The sequence below is a fragment of the Enterobacter cloacae complex sp. 370H10 genome (assembly GCF_050031535.1).
Lineage (GTDB): Bacteria > Pseudomonadota > Gammaproteobacteria > Enterobacterales > Enterobacteriaceae > Enterobacter > Enterobacter intestinihominis.
This window is the reverse complement of sequence record NZ_JBLGWG010000001.1, coordinates 3,292,786-3,306,552: the sequence shown is the minus strand read 5'-3', so window position 1 is coordinate 3,306,552 and position 13,767 is coordinate 3,292,786. Positions and strand designations below refer to the sequence as shown.

At 53.6% G+C, this 13,767-nt stretch carries 11 protein-coding genes and 1 pseudogene; 8 read left to right on the top strand and 4 right to left on the bottom strand.

Features of this window, described 5'->3' with window-relative positions; genetic code table 11:
• Positions 1–80 precede the first annotated feature (80 nt).
• Together pta and ackA are read right to left on the bottom strand one after the other, a co-directional pair.
• A complete protein-coding gene (gene pta, locus ACQG2Q_RS16260; protein WP_022648836.1) occupies positions 81–2,222 on the bottom strand; it encodes a phosphate acetyltransferase in 2,142 nt (713 codons plus the stop codon).
• Between the two features lie 75 nt (positions 2,223–2,297).
• Complete coding sequence (gene ackA, locus ACQG2Q_RS16255) at positions 2,298–3,500, bottom strand: acetate kinase (protein ID WP_022648835.1); 1,203 nt, start codon at positions 3,498–3,500, stop codon at positions 2,298–2,300.
• A 335-nt stretch (positions 3,501–3,835) separates the two neighbouring features.
• On the opposite strand from ackA, the gene yfbV reads away from it, so the two are divergent.
• The 5 genes and pseudogenes from yfbV to ACQG2Q_RS16230 all read left to right on the top strand — a co-directional run.
• Positions 3,836–4,291 carry a terminus macrodomain insulation protein YfbV gene (gene yfbV / locus ACQG2Q_RS16250; RefSeq protein ID WP_003861459.1) on the top strand — a complete coding sequence of 152 codons (456 nt, stop codon included), beginning with the start codon at positions 3,836–3,838 and terminating at the stop codon, positions 4,289–4,291.
• Positions 4,292–4,383: 92 nt separating this feature from the next.
• Entirely contained in the window at positions 4,384–4,878 is a 495-nt protein-coding gene (locus tag ACQG2Q_RS16245; protein WP_008502874.1) for a YfbU family protein, read from the top strand.
• A gap of 11 nt (positions 4,879–4,889) precedes the next feature.
• Positions 4,890–5,549 carry a sugar phosphatase gene (locus ACQG2Q_RS16240; protein WP_023300628.1) on the top strand — a complete coding sequence of 220 codons (660 nt, stop codon included), beginning with the start codon at positions 4,890–4,892 and terminating at the stop codon, positions 5,547–5,549.
• A 75-nt stretch (positions 5,550–5,624) separates the two neighbouring features.
• On the top strand, positions 5,625–7,457 hold the full coding sequence (locus tag ACQG2Q_RS16235; protein WP_063849960.1) for an SLC13 family permease: 1,833 nt from the start codon (positions 5,625–5,627) through the stop codon (positions 7,455–7,457).
• Positions 7,458–7,962: 505 nt separating this feature from the next.
• Positions 7,963–8,055: pseudogene (locus ACQG2Q_RS16230) on the top strand (hypothetical protein); the annotation flags it as partial.
• Positions 8,056–8,137: 82 nt separating this feature from the next.
• Here ACQG2Q_RS16230 and yfbR read toward each other — a convergent pair.
• Together yfbR and alaA are read right to left on the bottom strand one after the other, a co-directional pair.
• On the bottom strand, positions 8,138–8,737 hold the full coding sequence (gene yfbR, locus ACQG2Q_RS16225; RefSeq protein ID WP_022648832.1) for a 5'-deoxynucleotidase: 600 nt from the start codon (positions 8,735–8,737) through the stop codon (positions 8,138–8,140).
• A 117-nt stretch (positions 8,738–8,854) separates the two neighbouring features.
• Positions 8,855–10,069, bottom strand: a complete 1,215-nt coding sequence (alaA, locus tag ACQG2Q_RS16220; RefSeq protein WP_022648831.1) for an alanine transaminase AlaA — start codon at positions 10,067–10,069, stop codon at positions 8,855–8,857.
• Between the two features lie 936 nt (positions 10,070–11,005).
• Between alaA and lrhA the strand changes: the two genes are divergently transcribed.
• The 3 genes from lrhA (at position 11,006) to nuoB (ending at position 13,706) form a co-directional block, all read left to right on the top strand.
• Positions 11,006–11,944 carry a transcriptional regulator LrhA gene (gene lrhA / locus ACQG2Q_RS16215; protein WP_032622483.1) on the top strand — a complete coding sequence of 313 codons (939 nt, stop codon included), beginning with the start codon at positions 11,006–11,008 and terminating at the stop codon, positions 11,942–11,944.
• Between the two features lie 631 nt (positions 11,945–12,575).
• On the top strand, positions 12,576–13,016 hold the full coding sequence (nuoA, locus tag ACQG2Q_RS16210; protein WP_003861475.1) for an NADH-quinone oxidoreductase subunit NuoA: 441 nt from the start codon (positions 12,576–12,578) through the stop codon (positions 13,014–13,016).
• 15 nt (positions 13,017–13,031) lie between these two features.
• Positions 13,032–13,706: an NADH-quinone oxidoreductase subunit NuoB gene (gene nuoB, locus ACQG2Q_RS16205; protein ID WP_003861482.1), complete on the top strand. Its 675-nt coding sequence runs from the start codon at positions 13,032–13,034 to the stop codon at positions 13,704–13,706.
• The last annotated feature ends 61 nt before the right edge of the window (positions 13,707–13,767 follow it).

The window sequence follows — 13,767 nt, the reverse complement described above, 5'->3', positions numbered from 1 at the left end:
TTTTTGCCGGATGGCGCTTCGCTTATCCGGCCTACAAAACCCTGGGCCCGGTAAGCGCTAGCGCCACCGGGCTTTTTAGCTTACTGCTGCTGCGAAGACTGGATCGCCGTCAGCGCGATGGTGTAGACGATATCGTCAACCAGCGCACCACGAGACAGGTCGTTCACAGGCTTGCGCATACCTTGCAGCATTGGCCCGATGGAGATCAGGTCTGCTGAACGCTGTACCGCTTTATAGGTGGTGTTACCGGTGTTCAGATCCGGGAAGATGAACACGGTAGCGCGACCTGCAACCGGCGAGTTAGGCGCTTTAGATTTCGCAACGTCAGCCATTACCGCGGCATCGTACTGGAGCGGGCCGTCGATCATCAGATCCGGACGTTTTTCCTGCGCAATGCGGGTTGCTTCTCGGACTTTCTCTACGTCGCTGCCTGCACCAGAAGTACCGGTGGAGTAGGAGAGCATCGCGACGCGCGGTTCGATACCGAAGGCAGTCGCGGAGTCCGCAGACTGGATAGCGATTTCTGCCAGCTGCTCTGCGGTTGGGTCCGGGTTGATCGCGCAGTCGCCATAAACGTAAACCTGTTCAGGCAGCAGCATGAAGAACACGGAGGAGACCAGAGAGCTGCCCGGTGCGGTTTTGATCAGCTGCAACGGTGGACGGATGGTGTTCGCGGTGGTGTGAACCGCACCGGAAACCAGGCCGTCAACTTCGTCCTGCTCCAGCATCAGCGTACCCAGCACGACGTTGTCTTCCAGCTGCTCGCGCGCAACGGCTTCGGTCATGCCCTTGTTCTTACGCAGCTCAACCAGGCGGGCAACGTAGCTTTCGCGAACCACTTCCGGGTCAACGATCTCAATGCCAGCGCCCAGCTCAACGCCCTGAGACGCCGCAACGCGGTTGATCTCATCCGGGTTACCCAGCAGCACACAGGTCGCGATACCGCGCTCTGCACAGATGGCCGCCGCTTTAACGGTACGTGGTTCGTCACCTTCTGGCAGAACCACGCGTTTGCCCGCTTTACGCGCCAGCTCGGTCAGCTGGTAACGGAAGGCTGGAGGAGACAGACGACGGCTGCGCTCGGACGTCGCCGTCAGGGATTCGATCCAGTCTGCGTTGATGTAGCCCGCAACGTATTCCTGAACTTTCTCGATACGCTCGTGGTCATCAACCGGCACTTCGAGGTTGAAGCTTTGCAGGCTCAGGGAGGTCTGCCAGGTGTTGGTGTTCACCATGAAGACTGGCAGGCCAGTGGCGAACGCACGTTCGCACAGCTTGCTGACGCGCGGGTCCATCTCGTAGGCACCGGTCAGCAGGATCGCACCGATTTCCACGCCGTTCATCGCAGCCAGGCACGCTGCAACCAGCACGTCTGGACGGTCAGCAGAGGTCACCAGCAGGGAACCTGCGCGGAAGTGTTCCAGCATGTGCGGAATGCTGCGCGCGCAGAAGGTCACGGACTTCACGCGGCGGGTGTTGATATCGCCTTCGTTAACGATGGTGGCATTCAGGTGACGCGCCATATCGATTGCACGGGTGGCAATCAGATCGAAGCTCCATGGCACCGCACCCAGCACCGGCAGTGGGCTGGAATCCTGCAGCTTAGCCGGGTCAACTTTGATGACTTTCGCTTTGGAAGAGTCGTCGAAGATTTCTGACAGGTCAGGACGCGTACGGCCCTGCTCATCTACTGGCGCGTTCAGCTTGTTAACAATCACGCCGGTGATGCTGGTGTTTTTCGCACCGCCGAAGCTGCTGCGCGTCAGTTCGATACGCTCTTTCAGCTGCTCTGGGGTGTCCGTGCCCTGAGACATCACGAAAACAATCTCTGCGTTCAGGGTTTTCGCGATTTCAAAGTTCAGAGACTGGGCAAACTGGTGTTTACGGGTCGGGACCAGGCCTTCAACCAGCACCACTTCAGCGTCCTGCGCGTTAGCGTGGTAGTTGGCGATGATCTCTTCCATCAGCACGTCTTTCTGGTTGCTGGAGAGCAGAGATTCAACGTGGCTCATCTTCAGCGGTTCAGCCGCTGGCAGATTGGAGTTCTTACGAACGATGGAGGTGGTCTGGTCTGGCGCATCGCCACCGGCACGTGGCTGGGCGATAGGCTTAAAGACGCTCAGACGAACGCCTTTGCGTTCCATAGCGCGGATCACGCCGAGGCTGACGCTGGTCAGGCCGACGCTGGTTCCGGTAGGGATCAGCATAATAGTACGGGACACGGTTTATCCTCTTTCGTTACCGCCGCGTTGGGCGGGCTACAAAACAGCACCGCCAGCATTGCTGGCGGTGTGGAATCAGGCAGTCAGGCGGCACGCGTCTTGCGCGATGACCAGCTCTTCGTTAGTTGGGATAACGATAGCCGGGCGGGTGCCTTCTTTGTTGATGAAGCCAGACTTGCCGAAGCGGGCAGCCAGGTTACGCTCGTGATCGACTTCGAAGCCCAGTACGCCCAGTTTGCCCAGGGACAGCTCACGAACCATTGCCGCGTTCTCACCGATGCCGCCGGTGAAGATAACCGCGTCCAGACGACCGTCCATCAGCGCGGTGTAAGAACCGATGTACTTCGCCAGACGGTGGCAATAAACGTCCATTGCACGTTTAGCGTCAGCTTTTTCTGCGTAGTTGTCTTCAACGTAACGGCAGTCGCTGGTGACTTCGGTCAGACCCAGCAGGCCAGACTCTTTGGTCAGCATTTTGTTGATGTCGTCAACGCTCATGCCCAGGGTGTCGTGCAGGTGGAAGATGATCGCCGGGTCGATATCACCGGAACGGGTACCCATCACCAGACCTTCCAGCGGGGTCAGACCCATAGAGGTATCAACACACTTACCGTTGCGGATAGCAGAAACAGAACCACCGTTGCCCAGGTGGCAGGTGATGATGTTGACTTCTTCAACCGGCTTGTTCAGTACTTTTGCGGCTTCCTGAGTCACATAGAAGTGGCTGGTGCCGTGTGCGCCGTAGCGACGTACGCCGTGCTCTTTGTACAGGCTGTATGGCAGGGCATAGAGGTAAGACTCTTCCGGCATGGTCTGATGGAACGCGGTGTCAAACACGGCCACGTTTTTATCTTTCAGATTCGGGAAGGATTTCAGTGCTTCAGCGATACCGATCAGGTGAGCCGGGTTATGCAGCGGTGCGAAAGACGCAGAGTCTTTGATGCCCTGAATCACAGAGTCGTCGATTACCACGGAGCTGGTGTATTTTTCGCCGCCGTGGACGATACGGTGACCAATCGCAGTCAGCTGAGCAGACAGTTCTGGTTTTTGTGCCAGAATAGTGTTAACGATAAAGTTCAGCGCTTCACTGTGAGCGGCGCCTGCACCTAAAGCCGCTTCTTGTTTGCTGCCGTCCATCTTCCACTTGATACGTGCTTCAGGCAGATGGAAACATTCGGCCAAACCAGAGAGGTACTCATCACCGTTGAGCGCATCGATGATGGCGAATTTCAGTGAAGAGCTACCGCAGTTCAGAACCAGTACTAACTTACTCGACATGGAAGTACCTATAATTGATACGTGGCTAAAAAAACGTCAATGAGTCTAAAGCGTAACGCATGCTGACTCAGACATTTATGATTAACATCATGCCAAACGAACATTCTGGCAGGATGGAAGAAATACCTATGATTTTAAGCCATTTTGAACATTTTTCAGACAATGGCATAATATGCGATAATTTGACGAGTTAACGCTTCTCGTCTACGGCCTATCAGGCTGGCACAGGATACCCGATACGGGGTAGCGATGACAAAATATTTTGAACGTTGTCATAGCCTGTTGTGGTTTTGCACGAAAATTTTAATTTTTATATGTGAAGTTGAGGTACAGCCATGTCAACACCTGAAATCCCGTCCGTGAACTTTTTTAGTCTGTTTCGTCGGGGACAGCATTACGCAAAGACATGGCCGATGGAAAAGCGCCTCGCGCCCATGTTTATTGAAAATCGCACTATTCGCGCCACGCGCTATGCTATTCGCTTTATGCCCCCGATCGCCGTCTTTACTCTTTGCTGGCAAATTGCGCTGGGTGGACAGCTTGGACCTGCCGTCGCGACGGCGCTCTTTGCGTTAAGCCTGCCGATGCAGGGATTGTGGTGGTTAGGTAAACGTTCCGTCACGCCACTTCCGCCTTCTATTTTACACTGGTTTTATGAAGTGCGTGGAAAACTGGAGGAGGCCGGCCAGGCGCTCGCCCCGGTTGAAGGCAAGCCGGATTATCAGGCGCTGGCGGACACCCTCAAGCGCGCGTTTAAACAGCTTGATAAAACATTCCTCGATGACTTGTGATTGATCATCGAAACGACGACCAAAAGAAGGCACAGTAACAATCAGTTACCGTGTCTTTTTTTTACAGTGCAATGCGCTACAGGAGTCGAAAGATGGAAATGACCCATGCTCAACGTCTGATTTTGTCTAACCAGTACAAGATGATGACTATGCTTGATCCCGATAACGCTGCGCGCTACAGCCGCCTGCAAACCATTGTTGAACGTGGTTTTGGCTTGCAGATGCGCGAACTGGATCGCGAATTTGGCGAACTGAAAGAGGAAACCTGCCGTATCGTTATCGACATCATGGAGATGTACCATGCGCTGCATGTGTCCTGGACCAATCTGAAAGACCAGCAGTCCATTGATGAGCGCCGCGTAACGTTCCTGGGCTTTGATGCCGCGACGGAGGCGCGCTATCTGAGCTATGTGCGCTTTATGGTGAACACCGAAGGGCGCTACACCCATTTTGATGCGGGTACGCACGGCTTCAACGCCCAGACCCCGATGTGGGATAAGTATCAACGTATGCTGAGCGCGTGGCACGCCTGTCCGCGTCAGTACCATTTAAGCAGCAACGAAATTCAACAAATCATTAATGCCTGACGGAGGTGCGTGTGCAGTGTAAAGGTTTTCTGTTTGATCTGGACGGTACGCTGGTGGATTCGCTGCCGGTAGTGGAGCGTTCCTGGTGTCATTGGGCCGACAGGCACGGCATCGACCATCAGGATGTACTGAATTTCATCCATGGCAAACAGGCCATTACCTCATTGCGGCACTTCCTGGCGGGACGTTCTGAGGAAGAGATTCAGGCGGAGTTCAAATATCTGGAGCAGATTGAAGCTACCGACACTGAGGGCATCACCGCGCTGCCCGGTGCGCGCGAATTGCTTGAGCATCTGAATGAAGCGCAGATCCCGTGGGCTATCGTCACCTCCGGCTCGGTTCCTGTCGCGCATGCCCGCCATAAGGCGGCCGGTTTACCGACGCCGGACGTCTTCATTACCGCTGAGCGCGTAAAGCGCGGCAAGCCCGAACCGGATGCGTTTCTGCTCGGCGCTGAACTGCTCGGCCTTGCGCCAGCGGAGTGCGTGGTGGTGGAAGACGCGGCGGCAGGCGTGCTGGCCGGGCTGAACGCCGGAAGCCACGTCATTGCCGTTAACGTCCCGGCGGGGTCCCCCCGGCTGGAGGAGGCGGATTTTGTGCTTAATACTCTGACCGCCATCGACGTCTCGAAGGCATCAGACGGCGTTGTAACCGTCTCGCTAAAAATGTAATCCCATGATATAGCCCCGCATTACCGGGGCTTTTTTATGGCAGAATTGCTTCTCCTCCACTGACAAGGACATGTTGTGAACGGTGAACTGATTTGGGTCCTGAGCCTGCTGTTAATCGCCATCATTCTTTTTGCCACGGGCAAGGTGCGCATGGATGCCGTCGCCCTGTTTGTGATTGTCGCGTTCGTTCTGAGCGGTACCCTTTCCCTGCCGGAAGCCTTTTCCGGGTTTAGCGATCCCAACGTTATTTTGATTGCCGCCCTGTTTATTATTGGCGACGGGCTGGTACGCACCGGTGTGGCGACGATGATGGGGTCGTGGCTGGTTAAAGTGGCGGGCAGCAGCGAAACCAAAATGCTGATTTACCTGATGCTGACGGTCGCCGGACTGGGTGCGTTTATGAGCTCGACGGGGGTCGTGGCCATCTTTATTCCGGTTGTGCTGAGCGTCTGCATGAGGATGCAGATCTCCCCGTCGCGGCTGATGATGCCGTTGAGCTTTGCCGGGCTCATCAGCGGCATGATGACGCTGGTCGCGACGCCGCCGAACCTCGTCGTAAACAGCGAACTGATCCGTGAGGGGCTTGAGGGGTTTAGCTTTTTCAGTGTCACGCCGATCGGGATGGTTGTACTGGTGATGGGCATTATCTATATGCTGTTGACCCGTTTCGCGCTGAAAGGGGAGAAGCAGGACAAAGCCAAAGAGGGCTGGAAGCGGCGAACTTTTCGCGATTTGATCAAAGAGTACCGTCTGACCGGGCGCGCCCGTCGGCTGGCTATCCGCCCCGGTTCGCCGATGATAGGCCAGCGGCTGGACGACCTTAAGCTACGCGAACGCTATGGCGCGAACGTCATCGGGGTTGAGCGCTGGCGTCGTTTTCGTCGGGTAATCGTTAACGTGAATGGGGTGTCAGAGTTTCGCGCGCGTGACGTCCTGCTGATTGATATGTCCACCGCGGACGTGGATCTGCGAGAGTTTTGTAGCGAGCAGCTGCTGGAGCCGATGGTGCTGCGCGGCGAGTATTTCTCCGACCGGGCGCTGGATGTGGGAATGGCCGAGGTGTCGCTGATCCCGGAATCGGAGTTATTGGGCAAAACCGTGCGCGAAATCGGCTTTCGTACCCGCTATGGCCTCAACGTAGTGGGCCTGAAGCGCGATGGCGTAGCCCTTGAAGGGGCGGTGGTGGATGAGCCGATCCTGCTGGGGGATATCTTCCTCGTGGTCGGCAACTGGAAACTGATTAGCCAGCTCGGGCAGAAAGGCCGCGATTTTGTGGTGCTGAATATGCCGATTGAAGAGAGCGACGCGTCACCGGCGCACAGCCAGGCGCCCCATGCGATTTTTTGCCTGGTGTTGATGGTCGCGTTGATGCTGACGGACGAGATCCCTAACCCGGTGGCGGCGATAATCGCCTGTCTGTTAATGGGCAAATTCCGCTGTATCGACGCCGAAAGCGCTTACAAAGCGATTCACTGGCCAAGCATCATTCTCATCGTTGGGATGATGCCCTTCGCCCTGGCGCTACAGAAAACCGGCGGGGTGGATTTGATCGTAAAAGGCTTAATGGACGCGGGCGGGGGATATGGTCCGTACCTGATGATGGTTTGCCTGTTCGTCATGTGCGCCACCATTGGTTTGTTCATCTCCAATACCGCAACGGCGGTGCTGATGGCGCCTATTGCGCTGGCGATGGCAAAATCGATGGGCGTTTCGCCCTATCCGTTTGCGATGGTGGTAGCGATGGCGGCGTCCGCGGCATTTATGACGCCGGTATCTTCCCCGGTCAATACCCTGGTGCTGGGGCCGGGAAACTATCGATTCAGCGATTTTGTAAAGCTGGGCGTGCCGTTCACCGTGCTGGTGATGCTGGTATGCGTGGTGCTGATTCCGGTGTTATTCCCGTTCTGAGAACATCGCCGGGTGGCGGCTACGCCTTACCCGGCCTACGTGATTCGTAGGCCCTGCAAGCGCAGCGCCGCTGGGCGAAAAACTACAGCGGCGAATCCTTGCTAATCTCATCCAGCGACTTCGTGAAATTGGCGTGCCGTTCACCGTGCTGGTGATGCTGGTATGCGTGGTGCTGATTCCGGTGTTATTCCCGTTCTGAGAACATTGCCGGGTGGCGGCTACGCCTTACCCGGCCTACGTGATCCGTAGGCCCTGCAAGCGCAGCGCCGCTGGGCGAAAAACTACAGCGGTGAATCCTGACTGATCTCATCCAGCGACTTCGTGAAATTGGCGTGCCGTTCACCGTGCTGGTGATGCTGGTATGCGTGGTGCTGATTCCGGTGTAATTCCCGTTCTGAGAACATCGCCGGGTGGCGGCTACGCCTTACCCGGCCTACGTGATCCGTAGGCCCTGCAAGCGTAGCGCCGCTGGGCGAAAAACTACAGCGGCGAATCCTTGCTAATCTCATCCAGCGACTTCGTGAAGATTGGCGTGCCGTTCACCGTGCTGGTGATGCTGGTATGCGTGGTGCTGATTCCGGAGTTATTCCCGTTCTGAGAACATCGCCGGGTGGCGGCTACGCCTTACCCGGCCTACGTGATTCGTAGGCCCTGCAAGCGCAGCGCCGCTGGGCGAAAAACTACAGCGGCGAATCCTGACTGATCTCATCCAGCGACAAATGGAAGCTCGGCACAAACACCTGCATAAAGTAATCCATCTCTTCGCTACGGCGGGAGTCGAGCGTTTTCTCCAGGCGCGTTTTCGCCAGCAGGAACTCGTTATTCCCCGCAGATAACTCTTCCAGACATTTCAGGTAGGCGCACAGCGCATCGGCCTGCTTAACCAGGGATTTCTCCTCTTCCGTATACTGATGCTCGTCGATCAGCGGCCCGAAGATATCACGCAGCTCATCAGGCACCATATCGATCAGCTTCTGCTGGGCAATCTTCTCAATGGCCTTATATTCCTGGGCAATCTGCGAGTTGAAATATTTCACCGGGGTAGGCAGATCCCCGGTCAGCACTTCCGATGCATCGTGGTACAACGCCAGCAGGGCGATACGTTCGGCATTAACCTGCCCGTTGAATTTGCGGTTTTTAATTGCTGCCAGCGCATGAGCGACCATAGCAACCTGCAAACTGTGCTCAGACACATTTTCAGTGCGCACGTTGCGCATCAGCGGCCAGCGGTTGATGAGTTTCAGGCGGGAGAGGTGGGCAAAGAAATGACTCTGACTCATAGGTTACCTTATGTCTTCACTGCGACGGACTTCATTGTGCGGGGAGGGGAGGGAAGATGCAAATTTGCAGATGTTACAGGCCGGGTAAGCGCAGCGCCACCCGGCGGAAAGTCAGCGTTACTGATGGTACCCCGAGAGGAATCGCCCGAAGCGGCTGATGGCCATTTCGAGATCGTCTTCGCGCGGCAGGGTTACAATACGCACGTGATCCGGCCACGGCCAGTTAAACGCCGTCCCCTGAACCAGCAGCACTTTTTCCTGCAACAGGAAGTCGAGCACCATTTTCTGGTCGTCGTGAATATTGAAGCGCTTCGCGTCGATTTTCGGGAACATATACAGCGCGCCGTTAGGCTTCACGCAGGAGACGCCCGGAATATCATTAATTAATTCCCATGCACGGTTGCGCTGTTCATAGAGGCGGCCGCCTGGAACGATAAACTCGCTGATGCTTTGATAGCCCCCGAGTGCTGTCTGGATCGCATGTTGCGCCGGTACGTTGGCGCACAGACGCATGGATGCCAGCATCTCCAGCCCTTCAATGTAGCCTTTCGCATGTTTTTTCGGACCGTTCAGTACCATCCAGCCCTGACGGAAACCGGCAACGCGGTAAGTTTTAGACAGTCCGTTAAAGGTGACCGTCAGCAGATCGGGCGCCAGCGCGGCGATAGAGTGGTGCTGCGCCGCGTCGTACAGGATCTTGTCGTAAATCTCGTCGGCAAAGATGATCAGGTTGTGCAGGCGGGCGATCTCGACGATCTCCATCAGCAGCTCTTTTGAATAGACCGCGCCCGTCGGGTTATTCGGGTTAATGATCACGATTCCCCGGGTGCGCGGTGTTATTTTGGCGCGAATGTCATCCAGATCCGGGAACCAGTCCGACGATTCATCGCAAAGATAGTGCACCGCTTTACCGCTGGAGAGCGATACCGCAGCCGTCCACAGCGGATAGTCTGGAGCGGGAACCAGCATTTCATCGCCGCTGTTCAGGAGCGCCTGCATCGCCTGAACGATCAGCTCCGAGACACCGTTGCCAATGTAGATATCTTCAACGGTGACGTCGCGCATACCGCGAGCCTGATAGTGCTGCATGATGGCTTTACGGGCGGAGTAGAGCCCTTTTGAATCGCAGTAGCCTTGTGCAGTGGGCAGGTTACGGATCACATCCACCAGGATCTCATCCGGCGCTTCAAAACCAAATGGCGCGGGGTTGCCGATGTTGAGTTTCAGAACCTTATTGCCTTCCTCTTCAAGGCGTTTTGCCTCTTTGAGTACCGGGCCACGGATGTCGTAACAGACGTTGTCGAGCTTGCTGGATTTTTCGATAGGGGACATGAACCTTTAACCTTTTCGCTATTATTGCAACTTCCTGCCGTGGAAGCAGCACGGAACAATGTACTCCCACCGCGCTTCGTTTTGAAGGGCGCACAGAAGAAGATTTTGTCCAACCAGGCAGCACTGCTGTGATTGCTTAATCTAATGATGGAGTGATTTTGCGCCTGAAATTACCGTGAAAACGCTTATTGTTGGGTTTTTTATGCTGAAAGTTTCACATAAATATTAACATTATTCTGATTTAAATAAAAAGACGATCCGGGCTGAAGCGTTAGTCCCCCTGAGTGACCATTCGTAAAACCTGAATGCTGAGATACAGTTTGCTCTATTAGCAAAGCCAGGTTAAAAGTTACTCATGTGAAATTAATGTTAAGTGTTATTAATGAATGGCCTGAATCTAAATTAAACTTTATTTATTATTAACGACGAAAATGCAACTTTCGTTAATTTTAATAAAAAGAGTGTAGTTGCTTATCATTGGCGTTAAATCCGTTATATTGCAATAAGACTTATAAATATAGTGGATTTGGGTTAAGATGTGTTTTGGGAATGCAGCGTAGCGATAGGCTTGTTACGTATATCAGCTTCTGCCTTCCTGTATTAATCGATTGTTATTGTTAAAGTAATCTCTGGCTGATTGGGTAAGTCACATCTTGCTACGCTGGCAACGCTGCGATATAGATGGCAGAAAACATGTCTTACTCTTAATGGAATTTACATCTACCTTCAGATAACGAAATATCCTGAACGCAAGAGAATAAAAATAACGTCATGAAACGTGATTTCTGACTGTTGATATACCAAAGTACAATAACTATCTGTCAGGCAGTCTGCCGGGCCGGGACGCGAGGGAAACTCTTCAGAAGGAATTGCTTAACTGTTACACACAGCTTCAACCCGGGCAGCTCCGCACGAGCAACCTGAAAGTGAAAAGATATGATAAATGCAAATCGTCCGATAATGAATCTCGACCTCGATCTGCTGAGAACGTTTGTTGCGGTCGCCGATCTCAACACTTTTGCAGCAGCTGCTGCCGCCGTTTGCCGTACCCAGTCCGCCGTGAGTCAGCAAATGCAGCGGCTGGAACAACTGGTTGGTAAAGAGCTTTTTGCGCGTCATGGACGTAATAAGCTTTTAACAGAACATGGTATTCAGCTTCTGGGTTATGCCAGAAAGATACTGCGCTTTAATGATGAAGCCTGTATGTCATTAATGTTTAGCAACCTTCAGGGAGTGTTAACATTAGGGGCGTCAGATGAATCAGCAGATACCATTTTGCCCTTCCTTCTCAACCGAATTAGCTCGGTTTATCCGAAGCTTGCCCTGGACGTTAGCGTTAAACGCAATGCCTTCATGGTTGAGATGCTGAAAGAAAACGAGGTTGACCTGGTGGTCACCACGCATCGACCTGGCCAGTATGACTGCCTGACGCTGCGTACTTCTCCTACGCACTGGTACTGTGCCGCGGAGTACGTATTGCAAAAAGGTGAGCCAATACCCCTGGTCCTGCTGGACGATCCTAGTCCGTTCCGCGATATGGTGCTGACTGCGCTCAACGAAGCCAGTATTCCGTGGCGCCTGGCGTACGTTGCGTCAACGTTGCCTGCGGTACGAGCGGCAGTGAAGGCCGGACTTGGCGTAACAGCCCGTCCGGTGGAGATGATGAGCCCCGATCTGCGTGTGCTGGGTCAATCTGAGGGACTCCCGTCGTTGCCGGATACGGAGTACCTGCTGTGCCATAATGCCGCCAGCAACAACGAGCTAGCGAAAGTGGTATTCGAGGCAATGGAAAACTACCACAATCCATGGCAGTACGCGCCTGTTACTCCGGAAGGAGGGGATGACTCCCTGATTGTGGAAAGGGATTTTGAGTGATCATTCCCCCAAAATTCTCGTAACAAAATGTAAGTGCAAAAAAGAGCCACTCGCATGATTTTTTCCTGCGAGTGGTTTTTTTTGCTATTCATAACCGCGAACGGAGCAGGGTTAAAGCAAATACCGCTTATTTATCAATGCAGAAAATGCTTTTGGTTAAGTTGTAAACGATACCTCTTCTAACTTGCCTAATACCCCGCCGATGTTAAAAAAACAGGAAATATGTTGCTGTTTTTTTGATTGAATTAACAAAAGCGTGTCTCAGATCAAGAAAATACTCCCATTTGGGGGGAGGAATCGTTGGCAAATCCTGTCAAAATAGGAGGGTTATTTTTTTTACTTCCAAAACGGACACGATTCAACAAGATGCATTTGACGTAAAGTCATGTACCCACCAGGGTTAAAGGGCACCAAATGTTAATGAGAATCGCACGTTGTAATTTAATGTGAAGAAACCTTTGTTAAAGTTGACAAAAGGTTATAGAAAGGAGTAAAAAACCCCATCATTTTGCTGTCTATGTCTCATTTCTGACAGTTAGTGTAAGGTTATTTTGTTCCTCCCCATGAATCGATGTGATGCCCATCTGCCAGCAAGAGCAGTGTCGTCGGTATCACTTTTGATGAGTAAGCAATGAGTATGTCAACATCCACAGAAGTCATCGCTCATCACTGGGCATTCGCAATCTTTCTTATTGTAGCCATTGGCCTGTGCTGCCTGATGTTAGTCGGCGGCTGGTTCCTGGGCGGTCGCGCCCGCGCAAGGCACAAAAACACACCTTTCGAATCAGGTATTGATTCAGTAGGTACCGCTCGCTTACGCCTGTCTGCCAAGTTCTACCTGGTAGCCATGTTCTTCGTCATTTTCGACGTGGAAGCGCTTTACCTCTTCGCGTGGTCTACCTCCATTCGCGAAAGTGGTTGGGTGGGCTTTGTCGAGGCCGCAATTTTCATTTTAGTGTTACTGGCCGGTCTGGTTTATCTGGTGCGTATTGGCGCGCTGGACTGGACACCTGTGCGTTCACGCCGTGAACACATCAACCCGGAAAACAGTATCTCTAATCGTCAGCAGTAACAGCGAGGCAATAAGATGGATTATACGCTCACCCGCATAGATCCTAACGGTGAGAATGACCGTTACCCCCTGCAAAAACAGGAGATCGTTACCGACCCCCTGGAGCAAGAAGTCAACAAAAGCGTGTACATGGGCAAACTCGAACATGCCATGCACGATATGGTCAACTGGGGTCGTAAGAACTCCATCTGGCCATACAACTTTGGCCTTTCTTGCTGCTACGTTGAAATGGTGACGTCATTCACTGCGGTGCATGACGTTGCGCGTTTTGGGGCCGAGGTACTGCGTGCTTCTCCACGTCAGGCTGACCTGATGGTGGTGGCCGGGACCTGCTTTACCAAGATGGCACCGGTTATTCAGCGTCTTTATGACCAGATGCTGGAGCCAAAATGGGTAATCTCCATGGGCGCATGTGCAAACTCCGGCGGTATGTACGACATTTATTCCGTTGTGCAGGGCGTTGATAAGTTCATTCCGGTGGATGTGTACATCCCGGGCTGCCCGCCGCGTCCAGAGGCCTATATGCAGGCGCTGATGCTGCTGCAGGAGTCAATCGGTAAAGAACGCCGTCCGCTCTCCTGGGTTGTTGGCGATCAAGGTGTCTATCGCGCGAACATGCAGTCTGAGCGCGAGCGTAAACGTGGTGAACGTATTGCCGTCACCAACCTGCGTACGCCTGACGAAATTTAATTTGCGCCTGTGGGCCTGGAGAACACCTTCGCATATCACTACTCAAATAGCGCGAAGCCAG

Coding starts and splice junctions, on each gene's coding strand:
- ackA (WP_022648835.1), bottom strand. CDS start 3,500: ATGTCGAGTAAGTTAGTACTGGTTCTGAACTGCGGTAGCTCTTCACTG.
- yfbV (WP_003861459.1), top strand. CDS start 3,836: ATGTCAACACCTGAAATCCCGTCCGTGAACTTTTTTAGTCTGTTTCGT.
- ACQG2Q_RS16245 (WP_008502874.1), top strand. CDS start 4,384: ATGGAAATGACCCATGCTCAACGTCTGATTTTGTCTAACCAGTACAAG.
- yfbR (WP_022648832.1), bottom strand. CDS start 8,737: ATGAGTCAGAGTCATTTCTTTGCCCACCTCTCCCGCCTGAAACTCATC.
- alaA (WP_022648831.1), bottom strand. CDS start 10,069: ATGTCCCCTATCGAAAAATCCAGCAAGCTCGACAACGTCTGTTACGAC.
- lrhA (WP_032622483.1), top strand. CDS start 11,006: ATGATAAATGCAAATCGTCCGATAATGAATCTCGACCTCGATCTGCTG.
- nuoA (WP_003861475.1), top strand. CDS start 12,576: ATGAGTATGTCAACATCCACAGAAGTCATCGCTCATCACTGGGCATTC.
- nuoB (WP_003861482.1), top strand. CDS start 13,032: ATGGATTATACGCTCACCCGCATAGATCCTAACGGTGAGAATGACCGT.